This window comes from Rathayibacter sp. AY1D9 (genome assembly GCF_002932395.1).
Classification (GTDB): Bacteria; Actinomycetota; Actinomycetes; order Actinomycetales; family Microbacteriaceae; genus Rathayibacter.
In genome coordinates this window covers 22880-46567 of record NZ_PSVQ01000028.1, presented here as the reverse complement: position 1 = coordinate 46567, position 23688 = coordinate 22880, and the positions used below count along the sequence as shown (strand labels likewise).

Below are 23688 nucleotides of genomic sequence, written 5' to 3'. Positions count from 1 at the left end.
CAACCGTCGATCCGCGTGTGAGCGGATCGTCGTGCGCGGTACGCGACCCGCTCTTCCCAGCGCGACCACCCTCCCCGGCCGACCGCGGCCGATCGACGAGGCAGGAGGAGAGAGGCTCTTGAGCACCGCGCAACCGGCGATCCGCGTGTGAGCGGATCGTCGTGCGCGGTACGCGACCCGCTCTTCCCAGCGCGACCACCCTCCCCGGCCGACCGCGGCCGATCGACGACGCAGGAGGAGATCGGCTATGAGTGGAGCCGCAGCGCCGTCCAGAGCTCGGTGCGGGCGGAGACGTCGTCGAGGTCGAGGCCGAGGGCGCGCTCGACGGCGGTGATGCGGTTGCGGAGGGTGTGACGGTGCACGCCGAGGTCGCGGGCGGCGGGCTCCCAGGCGCCGTTGCGGCGGAGCCAGACGCGGGCGCTCTCGAGCAGCACGGCTCCCTCGGGGGTCAGCAGCGGTGAGAGCATCCGGCGGGCGAGCGGTGCTGCTCCGGCGGCGGCGAGAAGCCCGATCATCCCCTCGGCGGCGACGTCCTCGAAGCGGACCACCGTCCCGTCTCCTGTCCGCTCGGCGGCGCGCCGCGCCTCCTCGAGGCCCCGGTCCAGGTCGGACCAGCCGATCGGGACGGAAGCGCCGGCGCTCGCGCCGTGCCGCTCCAGCACGGCGGTCAGCGGCTCGAGTCCGTCGGCGGCGGCGACGGCGACGAGCGAGCCGTCCCTCTCGGCGAAGAACAGGCGCGCGCCGTCCTCCTCCGCCACGACCTCCAGCTCGTCGAGGAGCGAGTCGCCGTGCACGGGCGCGCTCAGCACGACCACCCGCACGGGCTCGGCGGGCAGCGGGCTCCCCAGGCGCCGTGCGGTGCTCTCGGCGACGTCGAAGGCTCCCGCGGCCAGCAGCTCGAGCAGTCCGGAGCGCAGCTGCCGACGGGAGGAGTCCAGCGCGCGCCGCTGCTCCAGCGCGATGCTCGCCAGGGCGATGACGCTCGCGACGAGGTCGCTGCCCGCCGGGTCCAGCGGCGTGCCCGTGCCCACGGCGAGAACCCCGCGCAGGTGGTCGCGGCGCCCGATCGTCTGCAGCGTCACACCGCCGCCGTCGTCGAGCCGGAGTCCCGCTCGGCTGCCGCGGGTCAGCGCGTGCCTCGCGGCCGCGGCGACCGCCTCCTCCGCCGGCACGTCGAGCCGGGTGGGCAGGTGCACCCTCTGCCCGGCCGCGTCGTAGAGGGCGACCCAGCAGTCCAGCTGCCGCTCCAGCTCGGTGAGGATCGCCGCGAGCCCGTCCGGCCGCAGCGCCGCGCGGGCGACCCGCCGCTGCGCCTCGAGCGACCACTCCAGCCGCTCGCGCTGCTCCCGCGAGATCACGTCGGCGACGAAGCGGATGATCCCCATGAACGGAGTCAGGTCCGCCACCTCCAGCAGCGGCAGGCCCTGGCGCTCGCACGCCGTGACGAGAGCGGCGGGCACCTCGTCGTGCACGATGCGGGTGGCGAAGCCGAGCGCGCGGATGCCGCGGCCGCGCAGCCGGGCGACGTACTCCTCCGAGAACTCGGCGCTGTCGTGCCCGGTGAAGTGGACGCCGTCGGTCAGCAGCAGCTGGCCCGACTCGAGCCAGGGCGTCGGATCGACGAGGTCCGAGGAGTGCGCCCACACCAGAGGGGCGTCGAGGTCGGCCTCGTCGTGGACCCCGGCGAGCACGCGGAGGCGGAAGGCCGGTTCGGCCAGCAGATCGCGGACGGTCGCGGGCATGCGCGGCTCCCTTCGACGTTCCGTCCATCGTAGGGTCCGCGGATCGACGGATCCGCACGCCCGCTTCCGAGGCGCGCGCGGCACGATGGGGAGCATGACGTCCTCGACCGCCCCCACCGTCCGCGACAACGCCTCGGTCACCGCCGCCGACCGGTCCCGCGTGTTCCACTCCTGGTCGGCGCAGGGCGCGCTGAACCCGCTGCCGATCGCGGGCGGTCTCGGCGCCGAGGTCTGGGACGTCGACGGCACCCGCTACCTCGACTTCTCCAGCCAGCTCGTGAACGTCACCATCGGCTACCAGCACCCGAAGGTCGTCGCCGCGATCCAGGAGCAGGCGGGCGTCCTCACCACGGTCGGCCCCGCTTACGCGAACGAGACCCGCGCCGAGGCGGCCCGCCTGATCACCGAGCGGGCGCCCGAGGGCATGGAGAAGGTCTTCTTCACCAACGGCGGCGCGGACGCGAACGAGAACGCGATCCGCATGGCGCGACTGTTCACCGGCCGCGACAAGGTCGTCTCGCTGTACCGCTCGTACCACGGCAACACGGGAGCGGCGATCGTCTCGACCGGCGACTGGCGCCGCATCCCGAACGAGTACTCCCGCGGGCACGTGCACGCCTTCGGGCCCTACCTGTATCGCAGCGAGTTCTGGGCCGAGAGCCTCGAGCAGGAGTGCGAGCGCGCCCTCCACCACCTCGAGCGCGTCGTGCAGGCGGAGGGGCCGGAGTCGATCGCCGCGTTCCTCCTCGAGACCATCCCCGGCACCGCCGGCGTGCTCACCCCGCCGCCCGGCTACCTCGCGGGTGTCCGCGAGATCGCCGACCGGTACGGCATCCAGCTGATCCTCGACGAGGTCATGGCGGGCTTCGGCCGCACGGGGGAGTGGTTCGCCTTCGACGCCTTCGACGTGCGCCCCGATCTGATCACCTTCGCGAAGGGCGTCAACTCCGGCTACGTCCCGATCGGCGGCGTCGTCATCTCGGATCCGATCGCCCACCACTTCGACGAGCGCGTCTTCCCCGGCGGTCTCACCTACTCGGGCCACCCGCTCGCCGCGGCCAGCGTCGTCGCGACGCTCGAGGCGATGGAGGAGGAGGGGATCGTCCACAACGCGCGCACCATCGGCTCGGAGCACCTGGCCCCCGGCCTGGCGGCGCTCGAGGCGAAGCACGACCTGATCGGCGAGGTCCGGGGCTCCGGAGTGTTCTGGGCGCTGGAGCTGGTCACCGACCGGGCCGCGCGCACCCCGCTGCCGGCGGCCTCCGTCGCCCGCCTCAAGGCCGACCTGCTGTCCCGCGGCCTTCTGCCCTTCACCGCCGACAACCGGATCCACGTGGTCCCGCCGGCCGTCATCACCCCCGCCGAGGTCGCCCGCGGCCTCGGCATCCTCGACGACGCCCTCACCGCCTTCAGCGGCTGACCGCACTCCGTTCCGTAGGCGGCGGCGTCCTCGCGAGGCGAATCCGGGGATCCGCGGTGCAGTGGATCCGCGTCGCCGTGCGCATCCCGTTCCTTGGAACCCGGCCCCGCGCTCGGGCCGACTGCGGGATGCCGCGCGGGGAGCGGCGTCCTAATCAGCGGCGTCCTCGCGAGGCGTATCCGGGGATCCGCGTTCCAGCGGATCCGCGTCGCCGTGCGCGTCCCGCTCCTCGGGACCCGGCAGCGCGCTGGAGCCGACTGCGGGACGCCGCGCGGGGGGCGGCGTTCTCGCGAGGCGTATCCGGGGATCCGCGTTCCAGCGGATCCCCGTCGCCGTGCGCATCCCGCTCCTCGAGACCCGGCCGCGCGCTCGGGCCGACTGCGGGACGCCGCGCGGGGAGCGGCGTCATCGCGAGGCGTATCCGGGGATCCGCGTTCCAGCGAATCCGCGTCGCCGTGCGCATCCCGCTCCTCGGGACCCGGCCGCGCGCTCGGGCCGACTGCGGGACGCCGCGCGGGGAGCGGCGTCCTAACCAGCGGCGTCATCGCGAGGCGTATCCGGGGATCCGCGTTCCAGCGAATCCGCGTCGCCGTGCGCGTCCCGCTCCTCGCGACCCGTCCCCGCGCTGGAGCCGACTGCGGGACGCCGCGCGGGGGGCGCCGTCGCGAGGCGTATCCGGGGATCCGCGTTCCAGCGGATCCGCGTCGCCGTGCGCGTCCCGCTCCTCGGGACCCGGCCCCGCGCTGGAGCCGACTGCGGGACGCCGCGCGGGGAGCGGCGTCCTAACCAGCACTGTGCAAGGCGAACGCCGTCACGAACCCGAGGACCGCGTACAGCCCGGTGAGCACGTCGTCGCGGTCGAACGCCTCGGGGATCATCGTGTTCGAGATCATGGCGAGGATCGCGCCGGCGGCGACGGTCGTCACGAAGGCCACGACCGCGCCCGGTGCGGTGGCGAAGACCAGGAAGCCGACCAGCGCCGCGGCGGCCGAGATCGCGGCGATCCCGCCCCAGACGGTGAAGACGTAGCGGGCGGAGCGGCCGTCGGCTTTCATGCCGACCGTCGAGGACAGGCCCTCGGGGAGGTTCGAGATCGCGACCGCGGCGACGATGGGCACGCTGATCGCCGCGCCCGCTCCGCCCTGGGCGACCGAGAGGCCGAGCACGATCGATTCGGGGACCCCGTCGATCAGGGCGCCGGCCGCGATGGCCGCGCCTCCTCCTCCGCCCGACCCCTTCGCGCTCTTGCGGTTCCCCGCGCCGGCGCGGGTGAGCAGCGCGTCCGCGCCGACGAAGACGACGGCTCCCGCGAGCGTGCCGAGGATCGTCGGGAGCAGTCCTCCGTCGTCCGCCGCCTCCTGCACGAGCTCGTAGGCGAGCGCCGAGATCAGCACCCCTGCTCCGAACGCGGAGATCGCGGCGGTGAGCTTCGGGGGAACGCGCACGAACCAGGCGAGCGCGGCGCCGATCAGGAGGGTGGCGCCGCCGATCGCGCCGCTGGCGAGGGCGAGGGTCCAGGGAGGCACGGCTCCACCCTGGCACCGGCGGCGTCCCGTCGCGGCGGGCTTGACGGCGGCGCTCCGGCGGCGCTCGACCCGCCTCCGCCCGCCCCGACAGCTGTCGTGCAGGCGTCGGGCCGCGATGCCCGGCCGATCCTCGGCGATGGAGGGCCGCTCGGGCCGGGCGTCCCCGTAAACTGCCGGAATGGCGGAGTTCAGCGCGAGTGTTTTCCAGAACGAGTTCCTCTCGGACGGCGCCACCGACGTGCACGCCATCGTCACGGTGACCGCGTCCGGCACGGGGGTCGCCGGGTCCGACGGGGCCGCGGCCGAGATCATCATCGTGGACTGCTCCGGATCGATGACCGGCGAGAACATGACGGCCGCGAAGCGCGCCGCCGCCGTGGCCGTCGACCAGATCCTGGACGGCACCTTCTTCGCCGTCGTGGCCGGATCCGAGCGCGCCGACCGCGCCTTCCCCTACCCCAACGCCACCGTCTCGATGGTGCGGATGGAGCCGGGGGCGCGGGCCGCGGCGAAGGAGGCGATCGGCTACCTCCAGGCCGACGGCGGCACCGCGATGGGCACCTGGCTGACCCTCGCCCGCCAGCTGTTCGCGACCGTGCCGGAGGCGACGCAGCGGCACGCGATCCTCCTCACCGACGGCAAGAACGAGCACGAGTCGCGGATGCAGCTGGACGCGGCGATCCGCGCGGCGTCCGGCGACTTCCAGTGCGACGTGCGCGGCGTCGGCTCCCGCTGGATCGTCGAGGAGGCGCGCACCATCGCGAGCGCCCTGCTGGGCACCGTGGGCCTGATCGCGAACCCGGCCGACATGGCGGCCGACTTCGAGTCGCTGATGCGGGCGTCGATGGGCCGGGGAGTCGCCAGCGGCGAGCTCCGCGTCTGGACTCCGCAGGGCGCGCAGCTGCTCTTCGTCCGCCAGGTCGCTCCGAACCTCGAGGACCTCAGCTCCCGGCGGAACGCCGTGAACCCGCTCACCGGCGCCTACCCGACCGGCGCCTGGGGCGACGAGTCGCGGGAGTACCACGTGGCGGTCCGGGTCGCGTCGAAGCCGGTCGGCTCGGAGCAGCTCGCGGCGCGGGTGCAGCTCAGCGTGCGCGACGAGGTGGTCGCCTCCGCCCTGGTGAAGGCGCGCTGGACGGACGACTCCGCCCTGACCGCCCGCATCGACCCCGCCGTCGCCCACTACACCGGCCAGACCGAGCTCGCCTCGGCGATCCAGGACGGGCTCGCAGCCAAGGCGCGGGGCGACGAGGCGACCGCCACGGTCAAGCTCGGGCGCGCGGTGCAGCTCGCCTCCGTCACCGGGAACGACGAGGCGACCGCGAAGCTGCGGAAGGTCGTCGAGATCGACGACCCGAACGAGGGCACCGTGCGGCTCAAGCGCGGCGTGGACCGCCTCGACGAGATGGCGCTGGACACCGCGTCGACCAAGACCACGCGGGTGCGCAAGTGAGCTTCCGCTGTCCCGAGGGGCACACCTCGCAGTCCGGCGACTACTGCGACGTCTGCGGGGCGCCCATCGGTGCCGCTGCGGCCCCGTCGCCCGCTCCCGCCGCGCCGACCACCGCGATCCCGACTGGCCCCTCGGTCTGCCCGCACTGCTCGTTCCCGAACGAGCCCGGCGCCCTGTTCTGCGAGAACTGCGGCTACGACTTCACGACCGGCTCCCTCCCCGAGGCCGATCCGTTCACCTCCTCCGGCGCCGTCCGCGCTCCGGGCGAGGTCGGCGGCTCCGCGACGCCGTCGGGGGACCCGGCCCAGCACCTGGGCGAGGCGCCCGCGCCGCAGGCCGATCCCGCGGCTCCGACCGAGCTGGTCCCGGAGCAGGAGGCCGGCTTCGACACCCCCGTCGCGACCGCGCCGCCCGCAGCTCCGCCGACCGAGGTGATCCCGGAGGCCCCTGCACCCGAGGCCGCAGCCCCCGACGCGGCACCCGGGGCCTCAGCGTCGGAGGAGGAGGCCGCGTCCGCGCCTGCCACCGGCTCCGCCCGCCCCGCCTCCGCCTCCGCGGACCCGGACCGCCCGTGGATCGCCGAGCTCTGGGTCGACCCGGAGTGGTACGCCGAGCAGCGCGCTGACGACCCGATGCCCTCGCCCGGCCCGCCCGCGACCGTCGTCCTCCGCGAGCGCACCCTGCTCGTCGGCCGCCCGTCCGTCTCCCGCGGCATCTCGCCGCAGGTGGACTGCGGCTCCGACTCCGGTGTCTCGCGGCGCCACTGCCAGCTGAGCACCGACGGCTACCGCTGGTGGGTCGAGGATCTGCAGTCGGCGAACGGCACGTACCTCGCCCCGGCCGGGGCTCCGCTCCCGCAGTCGCCGATCGCCGCCGGTCAGCGCCGCGAGGTCGAGGAGGGCGACCGGATCTACGTGGGCGCCTGGACGCGGATCGTGCTCCGTCCCGCGTTCCCCGGCGAGGCCTAGGGCCCCGCGCCCGGTCGGTCAGCGACCGGCGAGCGCTCCGAGCATCCACGACAGCGCCGCGATCGCGCCGACGCCGACCACGCTCGAGCCGATGATCACGGAGCGCCGGATCCGTGCCGCGCGCGAGTCCGAGGCGGTCGGCGCGCCCGAAGCCGAGCCCGTCGTCATCCCGCCGCGGAGCCGGTGCGCGACCTCGTCGGCGGTCGGCCGCTTCTCCGGGTCCCGCTGCGTCATCGAGGTCAGCAGCGCCCGCCACTCCGCCGGCAGGGTGTCGGGCACGGAGGGGCTGCGGTGGAGGCGGGCGATCGCCGCCTCGAGGACGGTGCCCGAGTACTCCCGGTGACCGGTGATCGCCTCGAGGAGGACCAGGCCGAGGGAGAAGACGTCGCTCGCTCCGCTGATCGGCTCGCCCGCGACCTGCTCCGGGCTGACGAAGCTCGCGGTGCCGATCACGACGCCGTCGCTGGTGAGGCGGGAGCCGTCCATGAAGTGCGCCACGCCGAAGTCGGTGAGCTTGGCGGTGCGGGCGTAGCCGCTGGAGGCGACCTCGCTGACCAGGATGTTCGCGGGCTTCACGTCGCGGTGCACGACGCCGCGCTCGTGCAGGTAGGCCAGGGCCTCCGCGAGCTGTGTGCCGATCGCCGCGACCTCCGCCGCCGGGAGGGGGCCGGACTCGAGCCGCGCCTCCATCGTGGGGTCGGCGACGAGCTCCATCACGACGTAGCGGCGGACCTCGCCGCCGAAATTGTGCAGGCCCGCGTCGAAGAGGTTGACGATGCCGGGGTGGGCGAAGGAGCTCAGCATCCGCACCTCGCGCTCCTGGCGGGCCACGTCCTCGGGATTCGAGGCCTCCGCGCGGAACACCTTCACGGCGACCTCGCGCTGCACGGTCTCGTCGCGGGCCCGGTAGACCGAACCCATCCCGCCGGAGCCGATGCGCTCGATCAGGTAGTAGCGGCCGGCCACCTTCTGCTGGGCGGCGTTCGCGGCGACGGTACTCATGGCGATCCCGCCTTCCGCTCGAACGGTGCGCTCCGGAGCGCACGAGGTGGGCGCCTGCGACGACGGTACCGCGGGGCGGCGCCGGCCGGGTCGGCGGAACGGGGGGATTGACACTCCCGGCCCCGGACGGGGGGACGAATGGCCGCTCAGCGCACCGATCCGCACCCCCCCCGCCGCGGGGTCAGCGGAGGCCGCTGCGCGCGAAGCCCTGCACGAAGTAGCGCTGGAACACCAGGAACAGCACCACCATCGGCACGACGTTCACCAGGGCGAACGCCATGGTCGCTCCGTAGTCGCTGCCGAACTGCCCCTGGAGGAAGAGCAGCCCGATCGGGAGCGTGAACAGCGCGTTCTCCTTCAGGGCGATGAGCGGCCAGGCGAAGTCGTTCCAGGAGCCGAGCAGCGACATGAAGAAGAGCACGGCGATGAGCGGCTTCGAGAGGGGGAGGACGATGGCCGTGAACACGCGGAAGTGCCCGGCGCCGTCGATCCGGGCCGCCTCGATCAGGTCCCGCGGGATCGCGAGGATGAACTGCCGCGCCAGGAACAGCCCGAACGCCGATGCCGCCGTCGGCAGGATCACCGCCCAGTAGCTCCCGTAGAGGCCGAGGTCGGTGACGAGCCGGAACAGCGCCACCATGATCACCTGCACGGGCAGGGTGAGCGTCGACAGGGCCAGGAGGAAGAGCACTCCGGATCCGCGGAACCGCAGCTGCGCGAAGGCGTAGCCGCCGAGCAGGTTGATCGTCACGGTGATCAAAGCGGTGACCAGGCTGATCGCGAGGGAGTTGCCGAACCAGGTCGCCACGGGGAACGACGAGAACACCCGCTCGAAGTTCACCAGCGTCAGCTCGCGCGGCCAGAGGCGGAGGGTGCCGCCGAGCAGCTCGGACCGCGAGGAGAACGCGACGACGACCATCCAGTACAGCGGGAAGACGATGACCACCGAGACGGCGAGGGCGAGGGCGAGGCGGAGCAGGCGCGAGGTGCGCGACGTGCGGATCATTCGACGAGGTCCCTCGAGCGGTTGGTGCGCCACTGCACCGCGGTGAAGATCATGGTCAGGATCAGCAGCACGATGCCGATGGCCGCGGCGTAGCCCTGGTCGCGGGTGACGAATCCGGTGTCGTAGGCGTAGGTCACGAGCACCGAGGTCGCGTTCTGCGGTCCGCCGCCGGTGAGCACGAAGACGATGTCGAACACCTGGAACGAGTAGATGACGTTGAGGATGAGCAGGAAGAACGACGACGGGCCGACCAGCGGCAGCGTCACGTGGCGGAACTGCTGCCACGCGTTCGCTCCGTCGAGCCGGGCCGCCTCGTAGAGCGCCGGGTTCACCCCCTGCAGCCCCGCCAGGTAGATCAGCATGTTGAAGCCGGTGCGCCACCACAGGGTGACGAGCACCACGGAGGCGAAGGCCGCCGCTCCGCCGGACTGCCAGGCGATGCGGGGGAGGCCGATCGTCTGGAGCATGCCGTCGAGCACGCCGCTGTTCTCGTCGAAGATCAGCACGCCCATCAGCGCCGTCGCCACTCCGGAGACCGCCATCGGCAGGATGAGGATGCTGCGGAACACCGGCCGCGCGGGCAGCACCGAGTTCATCAGCACCGCCGCGCCGAGGCCCAGCGCCATCGAGAGCGGGGTCACGATCAGGGTGAACAGCGCCGTGTTCAACGTCGAGCGCCAGAAGAGGCCGTCGCCGAGCAGCCGCGCGTAGTTGTCGAGTCCGACGAAGACGCCGTCGCCGAAGCCGTTCGTGCGCTGGAAGCCGATCAGGAACGCGCCGCCCAGGGGGACGAACACGAACAGGCCGAGCATCAGCAGGTTCGGCGCGAGGAACGCGTAGGCGGCCGCCGTCTCGCGGGCGGGGGCGCGGGAGGTGCGCCGGGGGCGGGCGGTCACCGCCTCCGGCGCGAGGACCGACCGGCTCACTGCGTCGCGGCCGCGATGCCGGAGGTGAGGCCGGCGATGGTGTCCTCGGTGCTGCGCCCGCCGACGAAGGCCTGCTCCAGCTGCTCCTTGAGCACCGTGATGATCGCGGCCATGTCGGGCGAGGCGACCTGCGCCGAGTCGGACGCCTGGACGGTGCCCGCCTGGCCGAGGAACACCTCGGCGAGCTCGGGGCGCACGGCGAACTCGATGCCCGACTCCGTGAGGTCGCGACGGGTGGGGAGGAGGGAGGCGCCGGCGCAGAAGTCGCGCATCGCCTCCTCCTCCGTCACGAACGCGAGGAAGGAGGCGGCCAGCTCCGGGTTCTTCGCGGCCTTGGTCGCGACGAGGGCGTTGCCGCCGAAGTCGCCGCCTCCGCGCACGTTGCGCGGGGAGTAGGTGGCGCCCCACTCGAAGTCGAGGGTGGAGTCGGCGTCGGGGATGAGGAACGCGCCGGCGAAGGTCATCGCGGTGGTCTGCGAGTACCAGAGGTCGCTGGCGTAGGTGGTCGCCTGCACAGAGCTGCTTGGCGGCACGAGGCCGTCGGTGAAGAAGCTGCGGCTGAAGTCGATCGCGGCGCGGCCGGCGGCGGAGTCGATCGCGGGCCCGGACAGGTCCTCGGTGAGGAAACGGCCGTCGGCCTGGAAGAGCAGGCTGAGCCAGCGCGTGACGCCGTTGCCCTGCCAGTTGTAGGCGAAGGGGTAGCGCTCGGCGGGGAGCGAGGCGCGCAGCTTCCGCCCGACCTCGGTGAACTCCTCCCAGGTCCACGCCTCCTCGGGCGAGGCGGGGAAGGAGGTGACGCCCGCGTCGGCCAGCACCTGCGTGTTGTAGAGGATCAGCGAGGTGTCGGTGTGGTGGGGGACGCCGAAGGGGCTCCCGCCGCTCTGCACTGCGGCCCAGGCCGGATCGGTGAACCGCTCGGCGACGTCGGAGTCGAGGAAGCCCGACAGGTCCAGGAGCTGGTCGCGGCCGGCGTAGCTGCCGAACGTGTAGTACGGGACCCGGAAGACGTCCGGCGGGTTCCCCGCCTGCAGCTGCGCGTCGATGTTGGTGAACATCTGCTCGTACGGGACCGCGTTGAGGCTCACGGTGGCGCCGGCGTTCGCCGTCTGGAACGCGTCGATCGCGCGCTGGAAGCCGGCCAGCTCGGCGTCGGTGCCCCAGGTGGTGAAGGTGAGGGTGTCGCTGCCGGCGCTCGCCGCGGGGCCCGCGGGGGCGAAGCCGCAGCCGGAGAGGACCGGGACGGAGGCGGCGACGCCGAGCGCTCCGAGGAAGCGGCGGCGGTCGAGGACCGCGCGTCCGAGCTGCGAGAGGTCGAGAGCCCCCGCGGGGAGCCCCTTGCTGGTCAGGCCCATGACGGCCTCCTTCCGGGGGCCAGCGGCAGGCTCCCGGGGGCAGGCTATTCCGGCAGGGCCGCGGGAATCGCGGCTGGACGGATCGGCCGATCCATGAGAGGAGCGGCCGATCCGCGCGGCGGGCGTTCAGCCGCGGCGGCCGAGCATCCCCTCGAACGAGCCGTCGAGCGCCCACGGGTCGGGCGTGGAGCCCGAGCGGGAGGAGCGGGCGGCTTGATCGGCCAGCTCGCGTCCGGCGCGCTCGATGCGCGAGGGCAGCGCCCGTCCGTCCTCGGTCGCGCCGCCCCAGTCGTCCGTCGCCGCGAACACGGTGGTCGCGAGGGGCGCCGCGTGCAGGTAGGTGAAGAGCGGGCGCATCGCGTAGTCGACGGCCAGGGAGTGGCGGGGGGACCCGCCCGTGGCCGCCAGCAGCACGGGCAGACCGCGCAGCGCCTCGGTGTCGAGTACGTCGACGAACGACTTGAAGAGCCCGCTGTAGCTGGTGGTGAAGATCGGCGTCACGGCGATCAGGCCGTCGGCGCCGGCGACCGCGTCGAGCGCGGTCTGCAGTGCGGGGCTCGCGAAGCCGGTGAGGAGGTTGTTCGTGACGTCGTGCGCGAGGTCGCGCAGCTCCACGACGCTCCGCTCGACGGCGAAGCCCTGCTCGGTGAGGGAGGACTCGGCGGCGTCGGCCAGGCGGTCGGCGAGCAGCCGGGTCGAGGACGGCTGGCTGAGGCCGGCCGAGAGGACGGTGATCCTGCGGGTGTCCATGGAGAGCTCCTGACTAGACGGTGACGGGCTCGGCCGCGGGCTGCGCGTCGCGCGCGGCCACGAGGGAGGCGTGGGTGGGGGCGTCGGGCACGTGCGAGGGGCGGCCCTCGGCAAAGCCGGCGCGGAGGGCGGGGAGGATCTCGCCGAGCATGTCCATCTGCTCCAGGACGGTCTTCAGCGGGAGTCCCGCGTGGTCCATCAGGAAGAGCTGGCGCTGGTAGTCGCCGACGTACTCGCGGAAGCCGAGGGTGCGGTCGATGATCTGCTGCGGGGAGCCGACGGTGAGCGGGGTCTGCTCCGTGAAGTCCTCGAGCGAGGGGCCGTGGCCGTAGACGGGGGCGTTGTCGAAGTAGGGGCGGAACTGCGAGACCGCGTCCTGCGAGTTCTTCGCCAGGAAGATCTGCCCGCCGAGGCCGACGATCGCCTGGTCGGCGGTCCCGTGGCCGTAGTGCTCGAAGCGCTGGCGGTAGAGCTGCACCATCTTCTGGGTGTGCGAGGCGGGCCAGAAGATGTGGTTCGCGAAGAAGCCGTCGCCGTAGTAGGCGGCCTGCTCGGCGATCTGCGGGGAGCGGATCGATCCGTGCCACACGAACGGCGCGACACCGTCGAGGGGGCGCGGGGTCGACTGGAAGCCCTGGAGGGGGGTGCGGAACTGGCCCTCCCAGTCGACGAAGTCCTCGGTCCACAGGCGGTGCAGCAGGTCGTAGTTCTCGATCGTCAGCTCGATGCCGCGGCGGATGTCCTTGCCGAACCACGGGTAGACGGGGCCGGTGTTGCCGCGGCCGAGCATCAGGTCGACGCGGCCGCCGGCGAGGTGCTGGAGCATCGCGTAGTCCTCGGCGAGCTTCACGGGGTCGTTCGTGGTGATGAGGGCCATCGCGGTGGAGAGCGTGATCCTCTCGGTCTTCGCCGCGAGGTAGCCGAGCGTGGTGGTGGGGGAGGAGGACCAGAACGGCGGATTGTGGTGCTCGCCCAGGGCGAAGACGTCGAGGCCGATCTCCTCCGCCTTCAGCGCGATCGCGAGGGTCGCCTGGATCTTCTCGGACTCGGACGGGGTCCGTCCGGTCGTGGGGTCGGTCGTGATGTCGCTGACCGTGAAGATGCCGAACTGCATCAGGCGCTCCTTCTGTCCTCCGGCCCGGTGGGGCCTGGTCCATGCGTTTGCATGTACATCCTCATTCAACCACGTGCGGCCGGATCTATTCCCGTGGATCCCCGGGCCTCCGCCGGCCTGTCGGAGGACGGCGCCGGTGCCGTGCCCGGACGTCGCCGACCCGCCCCGCTCGCCCCGCGGCCGCCCGAAACATCCCCGCAATACGCCCCGCACTAGAGTCGTGCCATGGGTGACCTCTTCGACGGATACGGGTCCCAGAAGGTCGAGCGGCCCGACACGGGCGCCACCCCCTGGGACGAGATGTTCGCCGACGTGGCGTCGACTGGAGGCCCCGACGGGGTCCGCGGCGCCTACCGCGACATCTACTCCTCGCTCGCGCGGATGACCCAGGAGGAGCTGCGCGGCCGCACCGACGCGCTCGCCTCCTCCTACCTAGCGCAGGGCGTCACCTTCGACTTCGCGGGGGAGGAGCGGCCGTTCCCCCTCGACGCCGTCCCCCGGGTGATCGAGCGCGCCGAGTGGAACGAGGTGCAGACCGGCATCAAGCAGCGGGTCCGTGCTCTCGAGGCGTTCCTCGCCGACGTCTACGGCCCGCAGAACGCCGTGGCCGACGGCGTCATCCCCGCCGGGCTGATCTCGAGCTCCAGCCACTTCCACCGGCAGGCCGCGGGCATCGTCCCCGCGAACGGCGTGCGGATCCAGGTGTCCGGGATCGACCTGATCCGCGACGAGAAGGGCGGCTGGCGGGTCCTCGAGGACAACGTCCGCGTGCCCTCCGGCGTCTCCTACGTCATCTCGAACCGCCGGGTGATGGCGCAGACGCTGCCCGAGCTGTTCGTCTCGATGCGGGTGCGCCCGGTCGGCGACTACCCGAACAAGCTGCTGCAGGCCCTCCGCGCCTCCGCCCCCGAGGGCGTCGACGACCCGACCGTGGTCGTGCTCACCCCGGGCGTCTACAACTCCGCCTACTTCGAGCACACCCTCCTCGCCCGCCTCATGGGCGTCGAGCTGGTCGAGGGCCGCGACCTGTTCTGCACGGGCGGCAAGGTGTTCATGCGCACCACCTCCGGCCCGACCCGGGTCGACGTGATCTACCGCCGCGTGGACGACGAGTTCCTCGATCCGCTGCAGTTCCGCGCCGACTCGATGCTCGGCTCGCCCGGGCTGATGCTCGCGGCCCGGCTCGGGAACGTCACGATCGCCAACGCGGTCGGCAACGGCGTCGCCGACGACAAGCTCGTCTACACGTACTTGCCCGACCTCATCCGCTACTACCTCTCGGAGGAGCCGGTGATCAAGAACGTCGACACGTGGCGGCTCGAGGATCCGGGAGCGCTCGAGGAGGTGCTCGACCGCCTCGACGAGCTCGTCGTGAAGCCGGTCGACGGCTCCGGCGGCAAGGGCCTGGTCGTCGGGCCGGCCGCCTCGGCGAAGGAGCTCGCGGAGCTGCGCTCCCGCCTCCAGGCCGACCCGCGCGGCTGGATCGCGCAGCCGGTCGTGCAGCTCTCCACCATCCCCACCCTCGTCGACGACGGGATGCGCCCCCGGCACGCCGACCTGCGGCCCTTCGCCGTGAACGACGGCACCGACGTCTGGGTGCTGCCCGGCGGCCTGACCCGCGTCGCGCTCCCCGAGGGGCAGCTCGTCGTCAACTCGTCGCAGGGCGGCGGATCGAAGGACACCTGGGTGGTCGGCCTCGAGGAGGCGCGCAGCGCCGATCCCGAGGCGCGCGACATCCAGGCGCTCGTCGCCGAGCAGGCCGCGGTCACCAGCTCCATCCCGATCGTCTACCCGCTCAACCACACGCCCGACCACTCGCCGCAGGACGCGCCGAACACCGACCAGGACCAGCAGCAGCAGCAGACGCTCGCGGCGGGGGAGGACGACTGATGCTCTCCCGGATCGCCGAGTCGCTGTTCTGGATCGGCCGCTACATCGAGCGGTCCGATGGCACCGCCCGCATCCTCGACGTCCACCTCCAGCTCCTGCTCGAGGACCCGTGGATCGACGAGGACACGGCCTGCCGCTCGCTCCTGTCGGTGATGGGCTCGACCCCGCCCGACGATATGCGCGAGATCACCCGCGCCGACGTGCTGGCGATCCTCGCGATCGACCGCACGAACCCCGCCTCGATCGCCTATTCGCTCGGCGCGGCCCGCGAGAACGCCCGCCGGGCGCGCGAGATCGTCTCGACCGAGCTCTGGGAGTGCCTCAACACCACGCGCACCCGGATGCCGCGCCGCGTCTCGGGCGAGCGGGTGTCGGAGTTCTTCAGCTGGGTGCGCGAGCGCTCCGCCCTCGCCGTCGGCATCATCGAGTCGGCGACCTCGCGCGACGAGGCCTGGCAGTTCTTCACCCTCGGCCGCTCGATCGAGCGCGCCGACATGACCGCCCGCCTGCTCGCCACCCGCTCGCTGACCGAGGCGAGCGGCCCCTCCTGGACCACGATCCTCCGCTCCTGCGGCGCCTACGAGGCGTACCTGCGCACCTACCGGGGCGTGCCGAGCGCGCGGAACGCGGCCGAGTTCCTCCTCCTGGACCGGCTGTTCCCGCGCTCGATCCTCTTCTCGGTCTCGCGGGCGGAGGCGTGCATGCGCGACATCGAGCCGCGCACCGGCCGCATCGGCCACTCCGGCGACGCGCAGCGCGTCCTCGGGCGGATCCGCAGCGAGCTGGAGTTCCGGCCGATCACCGACATCCTCGAGGACCTGCCGCGGCACATGGACAGCGTGCAGGAGGCGACCTCGGCCGCGTCCGAGGCGATCCGCCAGCGGTACTTCCCCACCAACGTCATGCCGAGCTGGATCGGGGAGGCGCTGTGAGCAGGCTGCGCATCAGGCACACCACGGGCTTCACCTACGCGGGGGACGTGGTCGCGTCCTACAACGAGGCGCGGATGCTCCCCGCCTCCTCGGACGGGCAGCTGGTGCTGTTCTCGAACCTCGACATCCGGCCGGTGACCTCGGTCCACGCCTACACCGACTACTGGGGCACCCGCGTCTCGTCGTTCGACGTGCTCGACGCCCACCGCGAGCTCTCGCTGACGGCGACCTCGCTCGTCGAGATCCGGCCGAAGCAGCACCCCGACCACCCGACCGGGTGGGATCAGCTGTCCGAGCAGGTCGAGACGCGCACCGAGTACGTGGAGCAGTCGAAGCAGACCCACCGCACCGCGCCGCCGGAGGACCTCGCGGCGATGGCGCGGTCGCTCGCGGACGAGGCGGCCGGCCCGTGCGAGGCCGCGCTCACGATCGCCGAGACGATCGGCCGGGCGATGACCTACCGGCAGGGCGTCACCGGCGTGCACTCCACCGCGACGGAGTCGTGGACCGCGCGCGAGGGCGTCTGCCAGGACATCACGCACATCGTCCTCGGGGCGCTGCGCTCGGTGGGCATCCCGGCGCGCTACGTCTCGGGCTACCTGCACCCCAAGCCGCACGCCGAGATCGGCGAGACCGTGGTGGGGGAGTCCCACGCGTGGGTCGAGTGGTTCTGCGGAGGAGCCTGGCGCGGCTACGACCCGACGAACCTGATCGACATCGGCGACCGCCACGTCATCGTCGGCCGCGGCCGCGACTACAACGACATCGCGCCGCTGCGCGGGGTGTTCGCCGGGCCCCGCTCGTCGAAGCTCTTCGTCCGCGTCGAGATCACCCGCGAGGCCTGAGGGCGGGCGGCGGTCGCGCCCCGCGTCGGGGGAGACCCGTCGAGTGGGCGGTCCGCGGATCCGCCCGGCGTGCGGACCGGCCGACGGAGCCTAGGCGCGCGGGCGCAGCAGGGGGACTCCGCCGGTGGCGGGCAGAGCCTCCGGCCCGGGGGCCGCGAGCCGGGCGGCGCGGCGCAGGCGGAGGTGGAAGGCGAGTCCGATGGCGGCCGCCGCGATCCCGGAGGCGGCACCGACCAGCATCGCCTGGCGCGGACCGTAGGCGTTCGCGACCCAGCCGATCAGCGGTGCGCCGATCGGGGTGCCGCCGACGAAGATGGCCATGTACAGCGCCATGACCCGGCCCCGCATCTCGGGGGCGGTCGAGAGCTGCACGTAGCCGTTGGCCGAGGTCATCAGCGTCTGCGCCGCGATGCCGACGAAGGGGAGCAGGATCGCGAACGCCCAGACCGTCGGCATGACGCCGGCCAGCGCGAGCGCGACGCCGAACGCGGCGGAGGCGCCGACGATGAGCCGGAGCCTCGGGCGATCGCGGCGAGCCGAGAGGAGCGCCCCCAGCACCGAGCCGACGGCGATCGCGGAGGAGAGGAGGCCGAACTCGCTCGCCCCCATGTCGAACTCGACCGTCGCCATCGTCGAGGCGAAGATCGGGAAGTTCAGGCCGAAGGTGCCGATCAGGAACACGATCGCGAGCACCACGAGGATGTCCGGCCGCTTCGAGACGTAGCGGAACCCCTCCAGCAGCGCACCCGGGCCGCGGGTGGCCCGCGGGGCGCTGCGGAGCTGGTCGCGGTGCAGCGCGCGCAGCGAGAGCAGGACGGCGAGGAAGCTCGCGGCGTTGAGGAGGAAGACCCAGCCGGAGCCGACCGCGGCGATGAGCACGCCCGCGAGGGCCGGTCCGATCATCCGCGCCGAGTTGAAGGAGGCCGAGTTCAGCGAGACGGCGTTGGTGAGGTCGCGCTCCTCGACCAGCGCCGAGACGAACGTCTGGCGCACGGGCGCGTCGATCGCCGCGGCGAAGCCGAGCAGCAGGGCGAAGAGGTAGACCATCCAGAGCTGGACGACCCCGGTCACGACGATGAGTCCCAGGCCGAGCCCGAGCGCGCCCATCGCGCCCTGGGTGGCCATCAGGAGCTTCCGCCGGTCGAAGCGGTCGGCGATGAAGCCGGAGAAGGGGACCATCACGAGCTGCGGTCCGAACTGCAGTGCCATGGTCACGCCGAGCGCCGTCGCGTCGTGGTCGGTCAGGTCGTTGATCACGATCCAGTCCTGGGCCGTCCGCTGCATCCAGGTGCCGACGTTCGAGACCATCGCGCCCGCGAACCAGATGCGGTAGTTCGGCACGGCGAGGGAGCGGAACATCGCGCTCATCGGTCGGCCACCGCGCGCAGGACCGCCGCCGCGTCGTGGAGCAGGCGCAGGTCCTCGGGAGGGAGCTCCTCGAGGCGCGCCACGAGCCACGCGTCGCGGCTGCGGCGCACGTCGAGCACCAGTGCGGTGCCGGCCCCGGTGGGGCGGATGCGGGTGACGCGGCCGTCGGCGGGGTCGGCGAGGCGCTCCGCGAGTCCTTCGTCGACCAGGCAGCCGACCGTGCGGGTCATCGAGGGCGGGCGGACCCGCTCCGCCTCGGCCAGCTCGCCGAGGGTCTTGGCGCCCTCGCGGTGCAGGAGTGCGAGCACGCTGAACTGCGGATCGCTGAGCTCGTGCTGGGCCTTCTCCTGCCGGAGCCGCCGTCCGAGCCGGCCGACCGCTGCCCGCACCTCGCCCGCGAGGGAGGTCAGCGGGAGATCGGTCTGCAGGGTCTCGGTCGATGGCACATAGTTAGCCTAACAAAAGAACTGCCGCTCAGGCGGAGGTCCGCGCGGTCCGCACCGCTCCGATGCTCGCGGCGACCACGAGCGCGATCCCGACGGCCTCGACGGCGCTGAGGCGCTGACCGAGCACGAGGAAGCCCGAGAGCGCGGCCGCCCCGGGGGAGAGCGACATCAGGATCGAGAATGTGGAGGAGCGCAGGCGCCGCAGCGCCAGCAGCTCCAGCGCATAGGGCACCGCGGAGGAGAGCACCGCGACGGCGAGCCCGAGGAGCAGCACCGGCGGCACCACCAGGGCGGGTCCGGCGGAGGCGATGCCGAACGGCAGCGACACGATCGCGCCGGCCGCCAGCGCCAGCGCGAGCCCGTCGATCCCCTGGAACCGCCCGCCGGTGCGGCCGGCGAAGACGATGTACGCGGCCCAGAGCACAGCGGCCCCCAGCGCGAAGCCGACGCCGACCGGGTCCAGCGCCGAGAACCCGCCCTGCGACAGGGTCACCACTCCGGCCAGCGCGAGCACCGCCCAGACCAGGCTCAGCACGCTCCTCCCGGCGATCACCGAGAGCGTCAGCGGCCCGAGCACCTCGAGGGTGACGGCGGCGCCCTGCGGGATCCGGGCGATGGCCTCGTAGTAGCAGGCGTTCATCCCGCCGAGGGCGAGACCGTAGGCGGCGACGGTGGCCCAGTCGCTCCGGCTGTGGCCGCGCAGCCGCGGACGGCAGACCAGGAGCAGAACGACGGCCGAGAACACCAGCCGGAGCGTGACGGTGCCGATCGGCCCCGCGGCGGGGAAGAGCAGCACGGCGAAGGAGGCGCCCAGCTGCACGCTCGCGACCGACCCGAGCACCAGGCCGATCGAGCCCGCGCTCGCCGGGCGCCGCTCCGGAGCGGCCGCTGCGCTCAGCTGGAGCGCCGCTGCGTCTGGACGGGCGGGACGTTGTAGCCGAGCAGGCCGACGCCGGTCGCGTCCCAGCGCAGTGTGGTCAGCGAGACGTTGTCGACCACCGGGAAGGTGTGCCGGTAGGTCTCGGGGTTGATGCCGAGGTAGGCGCACAGCAGGAGGCGGATGAGCGTGCCGTGCGCGACGACGAGCACGCGGCCGTCGGGGTGCTCGCGGTGGATGCGGGCGAGCGAGGTGTTCGCGCGGGCGACGGCGTCGAGGCCGGACTCGCCGCCGGGCATCGGCTGGATGGCCGGAGCGGCGACCCACGCGTGGTACTCGTCCGGGAAGCGCTTCTCCATCTCGTCGGTGGTCAGCCCCTCGCCGCGGCCGAAGTCGACCTCGACCAGCGCCGGGTCGGGCTGCAGCTCGAGGTGGGCCGCCCGCGCGGCGGGCACGGCGGTGCGCACGGCCCGGACCAGGGTGGAGGAGTACACCGCCTCGAGGTCGGCGTCGACGGCCCAGGCGGCCAGAGTCGCCGCCTGGTCCTGGCCCCGGGGGGTCAGCGCGATGTCGGAGGAGCCCGCGAAGCGGTTCTCGGAGTGCCAGACAGTCTCTCCGTGCCGGGCGAGGATCAGGGTCGTCACCCCCTGAGCCTACCGACCGTGCGGGCCAGTGGGCCCCGCGCTCAGGCGGCGGGGACGCCGTAGTGCGCGTCGACCATCACCGGGAGGTGGTCCGAGACGCCCTGGGGCAGCGTGGAGACCCGCTCGATCCGCACGGAGTCGCTGATCGCGAAGTCGAAGTGGCCGCTGAAGTAGCGGTAGCGCGCGTAGGTGGGGGAGTCGCTCCGCGAGACCAGGTAGCCGTTCCGGGTCATCCGGCGGTCGAGTCCGCGGAAGAACCACGGGTAGTTGTAGTCGCCGACCATCAGGGAGGGGGTGTCCGGCGCGTACTCGCGCAGCCGGTTCAGCGCCTCGTCGATCTGCTTGCGGCGCAGGGCGTTGCCTGCCGACAGCGGAGCGGCGTGGAAGGAGGAGACCGCGATCGATCCGCCGTCGCGGTCGTCGAGGCGGACGGCCAGCAGGCGCTCGTGAGCGGGGGACATCACGCGGTCGTGCATGGACTTGCTGAGCTCGAACGCGGCGCTGCCGGAGAGCTCGAAGCGGTCCTGCGAGTAGTAGACGGCCAGGCCCAGGCGGTTGCGGGCCGTGACGGACGCGAGCCGGAGCGAGCCCACCTCCTGCGGCAGCTTCGTGGTGTCGCACTCCTGCAGGCACAGGACGTCGATGTCGTGGCGGGCGGCGAGGGGGGCGATCTCGGCGTGCGCTCGGTGCTCCCGGAGGTTGTAGGAGATCACGCGGAGGGCGCGTTCGGTCGGCTGCATTTCGCCAGTGTAGGGCGCGGCGCCCGAGCGCCGGCCGACCCTCCGGCGAACACGGAGGGACCTCCTCGGAACGCGGTCGGAACGTTCGCCGACCGGCCGGGGAGGTCCCTCGCGGAGCCGTGTCAGTGCTGCTCGGTGCCCGAGGCGTCGGTCTCGGCGTCGGTGCCGTGGACGCCGTCGGTGGGGCCCCAGTCGGGCAGCGGGGGGTTCTGCTCCTCGCCGTCGGCGCCGACGCCGTCGGCCAGGGGGGAGGCCGCGCCGCCGACCTCGTCGAGGCCCGCGGAGGTGCCGGTCTCGGTGGCGGGGTCGGGCGTGCGGGCGCCGTCGGTCGTGTCGGTGCCGTCGGTCGTGTCGGCGGGGGTGGGCTCGATGTCGTAGTCGGAGCTGCTCATGCCCCGACGCTACGACTCCGCCGCCCGCGGGGGCACCCCCTTGCGCTCCCGCGAACGACGGAGGCCCCCCGCACCGGGAAGGTGCGAGGGGCCTCCGAAGGGGGAGTGCTCAGCGTCCGTAGGCGGAGGCGGCGGGGCAGTCGAACGGGTCGCCGCCGGCCGACAGGCCGACCTTGTTGAGGTAGCGGACGACGATCGCGTACGACTCCATCAACGAGGTCTCGGTGTAGGGGATCTGGTGGGTGGTGCAGTACTCCTTGGCGATGACCTGCGCACGGCGCAGCGCCGGGCGGGGCATGTTCGGGAAGAGGTGGTGCTCCACCTGGTAGTTGAGGCCGCCCATGTAGAGGTCGGTGAACCAGGTGCTGCGGATGCTGCGCGAGGTGAGGACCTGGCGGCGGAGGAAGTCGACGCGCGCCTCCTTCGGCAGCAGCGGCATGCCCTTGTGGTTCGGCGCGAACGAGGCGCCCATGTAGAGGCCGAAGACGCCCAGCTGCACGCCGACGAAGGCGAACGCCATGCCGAGGGGGAGGGCCCAGAAGATGACGGCGAGGTAGAGGCCGACGCGGGTGACGAGCATGGTGATCTCGACCCAGCGCTTGTCGACCTTGCCCTTGCCGAACACGGTGCGGAAGCCGTGCAGGTGCAGGTTGAGGCCCTCGAGCAGCAGGAGCGGGAAGAACGCGTAGCCCTGGCGGCGGGTGAGCCAGGCGTAGAGGCCGCGCGAGCGGGCGGCGTCCTCGGCGGTGAAGGAGACGACGTCGCGCTCGATGTCCGGGTCCTTGCCCAGCACGTTCGGGTTCGCGTGGTGGCGGCTGTGCTTGGTCATCCACCAGGAGTAGCTGATGCCGACGAAGAGGTTCGCGAGGGTGCGCCCGGCGACGTCGTTGGCCTTGCCGGACTCGAACACCTGGCGGTGCGAGGCCTCGTGGGCGAGGAAGGCGAACTGGGTCAGCACGATGCCGAGGGCGGCGGCGAGCAGGAGCTGGAACCAGGAGTCGCCCAGCAGGACGAAGCCGGTGACGATGCCGCCGAGCGCGAGGACCAGCGCGCCGAACATCGTGTAGTAGAAGCCGGTGCGGCGGCGGAGGAGCCCCGCGTCGCGGACCGTGCTGAGGAGACCGGAGTACTCGGTCGTCGGGTTGACGCGGCCGTCGGCGCGGGGGCGGGTGCGGACGACGCGGGGGGCGCCTCCGGTGACGGACGTGGTGGTGGGGGTGCTCATCGGCGCCTCGCTCTTCGTGGTGACCGTCGGCGTCGACGGTCTCTCGGTGAGCGATCCCGACGGGGGCGGTCCGCTCATGGTTCACCGCGTCGGTAGGGGCCGGACGCGGCATCAGGGCGACCGGGGTCAAGGGCAACCTGGTGTGAACACTACGGGGACGGCGGCGGCACCGCACCATGGCGATTGCCAGCCTTCGCTCCGCGCGTGTCGGGAAGGGGAGTGCGCCTCCGGCGGGACCGCCGGAGGCGCACGGGCTCAGGAGCCGATCGAGTCCTGCGGGCGGCCGGACTTGAGCGCGGCGAGGCGCGCCTCCACCTCGGTCATCTCGCCGAGGTCCTCGAGCGACTCGAACTGCGCGTCCAGGCTCGAGGAGGCGAGCTCCTCCGCGCCGCGGACGCGCGCCTCCTCGCGGCGGATCTTCTGCTCGAAGCGGCTCACCTCGCTCGTCGGGTCCATCAGGTCGATGCTCTTCACGGCGTCCTGGACCTGGCTCTGCGCCTCGACGGTCTTCGAGCGCGCGATCAGCTCGTCGCGCTTGCTCGAGAGCTGCTGCAGCTTCTCGCGCATCTGGTTCAGGCCCGTCTTGAGCTTGTCGACGACCTCGGTCTGCGAGGCGATGGTCGGCTCGGCGTCCTTCGCCTCCTTCTCGGACTGGATCTGGCGCTGCAGAGCGACCTTGGCCAGCGCGTCGAACTTGTCGGCGTCGCCGGCGCTCCCGCCGGTGCGCAGCTCGTCGGCCTTGCGGCTCGCGGCGAGGGCCTTGCCGCCCCACTCCTGGGCGTTCTGCACGTCCTCGCGGTAGTCGTCCTCGAGCAGGCGCAGGTTGCCGATCGTGGTGGCGATCGCCGCCTCGGCGTCGCGGATGCTGTCGGTGTAGTCGCGGACCATCTGGTCGAGCATCTTCTGCGGGTCCTCGGCCTGGTCGAGGAGCGCGTTGATGTTGGCCTTCGCGAGCTGCGCGATGCGGCCGAAGATCGACTGTCTCTGTGCCATGGGTGTCTCTCCTTGCGTCGTGGGTGGTGCCGGATGTCGGAGGTGGTGCCGGAGTCGTGGGGGAGGTGGTGGTCGTC

The 23688-nt window shown here is 72.7% G+C and carries 22 protein-coding genes; 6 read left to right on the top strand and 16 right to left on the bottom strand.

All coding sequences use genetic code 11. The features are described from left to right. Nucleotides 1–245: 245 nt before the first annotated feature. Nucleotides 246–1742, bottom strand: coding sequence for a PucR family transcriptional regulator (locus C5C50_RS12070; protein ID WP_181132733.1), 1497 nt, complete (start codon nt 1740–1742; stop codon nt 246–248). A 94-nt stretch (nt 1743–1836) separates the two neighbouring features. On the opposite strand from C5C50_RS12070, the gene C5C50_RS12065 reads away from it, so the two are divergent. Then, nucleotides 1837–3162: an aspartate aminotransferase family protein gene (locus tag C5C50_RS12065; protein ID WP_104273530.1), complete on the top strand. Its 1326-nt coding sequence runs from the start codon at nt 1837–1839 to the stop codon at nt 3160–3162. 782 nt (nt 3163–3944) lie between these two features. Here C5C50_RS12065 and C5C50_RS12060 read toward each other — a convergent pair. Next, entirely contained in the window at nt 3945–4688 is a 744-nt protein-coding gene (locus tag C5C50_RS12060) for a ZIP family metal transporter (protein ID WP_104223842.1), read from the bottom strand. 178 nt (nt 4689–4866) lie between these two features. Between C5C50_RS12060 and C5C50_RS12055 the strand changes: the two genes are divergently transcribed. Both C5C50_RS12055 and C5C50_RS12050 read left to right on the top strand, forming a co-directional pair. Further along, nucleotides 4867–6141 carry a VWA domain-containing protein gene (locus tag C5C50_RS12055; protein ID WP_104273529.1) on the top strand — a complete coding sequence of 425 codons (1275 nt, stop codon included), beginning with the start codon at nt 4867–4869 and terminating at the stop codon, nt 6139–6141. Beyond that, nucleotides 6138–7109, top strand: coding sequence for an FHA domain-containing protein (locus tag C5C50_RS12050; RefSeq protein WP_104246875.1), 972 nt, complete (start codon nt 6138–6140; stop codon nt 7107–7109). Before C5C50_RS12055 ends, C5C50_RS12050 begins: the two co-directional genes overlap by 4 nt. Nucleotides 7110–7127: 18 nt before the next feature. Here the strand turns inward: C5C50_RS12050 and C5C50_RS12045 are convergent, their stop codons facing one another. The 6 genes from C5C50_RS12045 to C5C50_RS12020 all read right to left on the bottom strand — a co-directional run bounded on the left by C5C50_RS12045 (nt 7128) and on the right by C5C50_RS12020 (nt 13259). After that, nucleotides 7128–8111: a serine/threonine-protein kinase gene (locus tag C5C50_RS12045; protein WP_104223845.1), complete on the bottom strand. Its 984-nt coding sequence runs from the start codon at nt 8109–8111 to the stop codon at nt 7128–7130. Between the two features lie 181 nt (nt 8112–8292). After that, complete coding sequence (locus C5C50_RS12040; protein ID WP_104233145.1) at nt 8293–9117, bottom strand: carbohydrate ABC transporter permease; 825 nt, start codon at nt 9115–9117, stop codon at nt 8293–8295. Beyond that, on the bottom strand, nt 9114–10013 hold the full coding sequence (locus C5C50_RS12035) for a carbohydrate ABC transporter permease (RefSeq protein WP_244229482.1): 900 nt from the start codon (nt 10011–10013) through the stop codon (nt 9114–9116). Before C5C50_RS12035 ends, C5C50_RS12040 begins: the two co-directional genes overlap by 4 nt. A 26-nt stretch (nt 10014–10039) precedes the next feature. Beyond that, a complete protein-coding gene (locus C5C50_RS12030; RefSeq protein ID WP_104273528.1) occupies nt 10040–11395 on the bottom strand; it encodes a sugar ABC transporter substrate-binding protein in 1356 nt (451 codons plus the stop codon). Nucleotides 11396–11521: 126 nt separating this feature from the next. Next, complete coding sequence (locus C5C50_RS12025; protein WP_104249848.1) at nt 11522–12145, bottom strand: FMN reductase; 624 nt, start codon at nt 12143–12145, stop codon at nt 11522–11524. A 13-nt stretch (nt 12146–12158) separates the two neighbouring features. Then, entirely contained in the window at nt 12159–13259 is a 1101-nt protein-coding gene (locus tag C5C50_RS12020; protein ID WP_104223849.1) for an LLM class flavin-dependent oxidoreductase, read from the bottom strand. A 225-nt stretch (nt 13260–13484) separates the two neighbouring features. Here C5C50_RS12020 and C5C50_RS12015 point away from each other — a divergent pair, with 225 nt between their 5' ends. The 3 genes from C5C50_RS12015 to C5C50_RS12005 are packed head-to-tail and all read left to right on the top strand — an operon-like array spanning nt 13485 to nt 16926. Then, the gene (locus tag C5C50_RS12015; RefSeq protein WP_104258103.1) at nt 13485–15149 is read left to right on the top strand and encodes a circularly permuted type 2 ATP-grasp protein; all 1665 of its coding nucleotides are present in this window, start codon (nt 13485–13487) and stop codon (nt 15147–15149) included. Further along, nucleotides 15149–16081: an alpha-E domain-containing protein gene (locus C5C50_RS12010; RefSeq protein WP_104223851.1), complete on the top strand. Its 933-nt coding sequence runs from the start codon at nt 15149–15151 to the stop codon at nt 16079–16081. Before C5C50_RS12015 ends, C5C50_RS12010 begins: the two co-directional genes overlap by 1 nt. Then, a complete protein-coding gene (locus C5C50_RS12005) occupies nt 16078–16926 on the top strand; it encodes a transglutaminase family protein (RefSeq protein ID WP_104223852.1) in 849 nt (282 codons plus the stop codon). The genes C5C50_RS12010 and C5C50_RS12005 overlap by 4 nt, the downstream gene beginning before the upstream one ends. 90 nt (nt 16927–17016) lie before the next feature. Here the strand turns inward: C5C50_RS12005 and C5C50_RS12000 are convergent, their stop codons facing one another. The 8 genes from C5C50_RS12000 to C5C50_RS11965 all read right to left on the bottom strand — a co-directional run bounded on the left by C5C50_RS12000 (nt 17017) and on the right by C5C50_RS11965 (nt 23611). Further along, nucleotides 17017–18294 carry an MFS transporter gene (locus C5C50_RS12000; RefSeq protein ID WP_104223853.1) on the bottom strand — a complete coding sequence of 426 codons (1278 nt, stop codon included), beginning with the start codon at nt 18292–18294 and terminating at the stop codon, nt 17017–17019. After that, a complete protein-coding gene (locus C5C50_RS11995; RefSeq protein ID WP_258063346.1) occupies nt 18291–18740 on the bottom strand; it encodes a MarR family winged helix-turn-helix transcriptional regulator in 450 nt (149 codons plus the stop codon). Before C5C50_RS11995 ends, C5C50_RS12000 begins: the two co-directional genes overlap by 4 nt. A gap of 28 nt (nt 18741–18768) precedes the next feature. Next, complete coding sequence (locus C5C50_RS11990) at nt 18769–19581, bottom strand: DMT family transporter (RefSeq protein WP_244230592.1); 813 nt, start codon at nt 19579–19581, stop codon at nt 18769–18771. A 53-nt stretch (nt 19582–19634) separates the two neighbouring features. Next, on the bottom strand, nt 19635–20261 hold the full coding sequence (locus tag C5C50_RS11985; RefSeq protein ID WP_104223854.1) for a histidine phosphatase family protein: 627 nt from the start codon (nt 20259–20261) through the stop codon (nt 19635–19637). Between the two features lie 41 nt (nt 20262–20302). Continuing rightward, nucleotides 20303–21001 carry an endonuclease/exonuclease/phosphatase family protein gene (locus C5C50_RS11980; protein WP_104223855.1) on the bottom strand — a complete coding sequence of 233 codons (699 nt, stop codon included), beginning with the start codon at nt 20999–21001 and terminating at the stop codon, nt 20303–20305. Between the two features lie 122 nt (nt 21002–21123). Further along, nucleotides 21124–21393 (bottom strand): hypothetical protein, encoded by a 270-nt coding sequence (locus tag C5C50_RS11975; RefSeq protein WP_104258105.1) that lies wholly within the window; start codon nt 21391–21393, stop codon nt 21124–21126. 109 nt (nt 21394–21502) lie between these two features. Next, nucleotides 21503–22618 carry an acyl-CoA desaturase gene (locus C5C50_RS11970; RefSeq protein ID WP_181133928.1) on the bottom strand — a complete coding sequence of 372 codons (1116 nt, stop codon included), beginning with the start codon at nt 22616–22618 and terminating at the stop codon, nt 21503–21505. Between the two features lie 255 nt (nt 22619–22873). Beyond that, entirely contained in the window at nt 22874–23611 is a 738-nt protein-coding gene (locus tag C5C50_RS11965; protein WP_104273526.1) for a PspA/IM30 family protein, read from the bottom strand. Nucleotides 23612–23688: the final 77 nt, after the last annotated feature.

Excerpts from the sequence above, each read along its gene's own strand:
- C5C50_RS12040 (WP_104233145.1), bottom strand. The coding sequence starts at position 9,117 with ATGATCCGCACGTCGCGCACCTCGCGCCTGCTCCGCCTCGCCCTCGCC.
- C5C50_RS12045 (WP_104223845.1), bottom strand. The coding sequence starts at position 8,111 with ATGAGTACCGTCGCCGCGAACGCCGCCCAGCAGAAGGTGGCCGGCCGC.
- C5C50_RS12000 (WP_104223853.1), bottom strand. The coding sequence starts at position 18,294 with ATGAGCGCGATGTTCCGCTCCCTCGCCGTGCCGAACTACCGCATCTGG.
- C5C50_RS12070 (WP_181132733.1), bottom strand. The coding sequence starts at position 1,742 with ATGCCCGCGACCGTCCGCGATCTGCTGGCCGAACCGGCCTTCCGCCTC.
- C5C50_RS12025 (WP_104249848.1), bottom strand. The coding sequence starts at position 12,145 with ATGGACACCCGCAGGATCACCGTCCTCTCGGCCGGCCTCAGCCAGCCG.
- C5C50_RS11975 (WP_104258105.1), bottom strand. The coding sequence starts at position 21,393 with ATGAGCAGCTCCGACTACGACATCGAGCCCACCCCCGCCGACACGACC.
- C5C50_RS11970 (WP_181133928.1), bottom strand. The coding sequence starts at position 22,618 with ATGAGCACCCCCACCACCACGTCCGTCACCGGAGGCGCCCCCCGCGTC.
- C5C50_RS12020 (WP_104223849.1), bottom strand. The coding sequence starts at position 13,259 with ATGCAGTTCGGCATCTTCACGGTCAGCGACATCACGACCGACCCCACG.
- C5C50_RS11965 (WP_104273526.1), bottom strand. The coding sequence starts at position 23,611 with ATGGCACAGAGACAGTCGATCTTCGGCCGCATCGCGCAGCTCGCGAAG.
- C5C50_RS12030 (WP_104273528.1), bottom strand. The coding sequence starts at position 11,395 with ATGGGCCTGACCAGCAAGGGGCTCCCCGCGGGGGCTCTCGACCTCTCG.
- C5C50_RS11980 (WP_104223855.1), bottom strand. The coding sequence starts at position 21,001 with ATGCAGCCGACCGAACGCGCCCTCCGCGTGATCTCCTACAACCTCCGG.
- C5C50_RS12010 (WP_104223851.1), top strand. The coding sequence starts at position 15,149 with ATGCTCTCCCGGATCGCCGAGTCGCTGTTCTGGATCGGCCGCTACATC.
- C5C50_RS12015 (WP_104258103.1), top strand. The coding sequence starts at position 13,485 with ATGGGTGACCTCTTCGACGGATACGGGTCCCAGAAGGTCGAGCGGCCC.
- C5C50_RS12055 (WP_104273529.1), top strand. The coding sequence starts at position 4,867 with ATGGCGGAGTTCAGCGCGAGTGTTTTCCAGAACGAGTTCCTCTCGGAC.
- C5C50_RS12065 (WP_104273530.1), top strand. The coding sequence starts at position 1,837 with ATGACGTCCTCGACCGCCCCCACCGTCCGCGACAACGCCTCGGTCACC.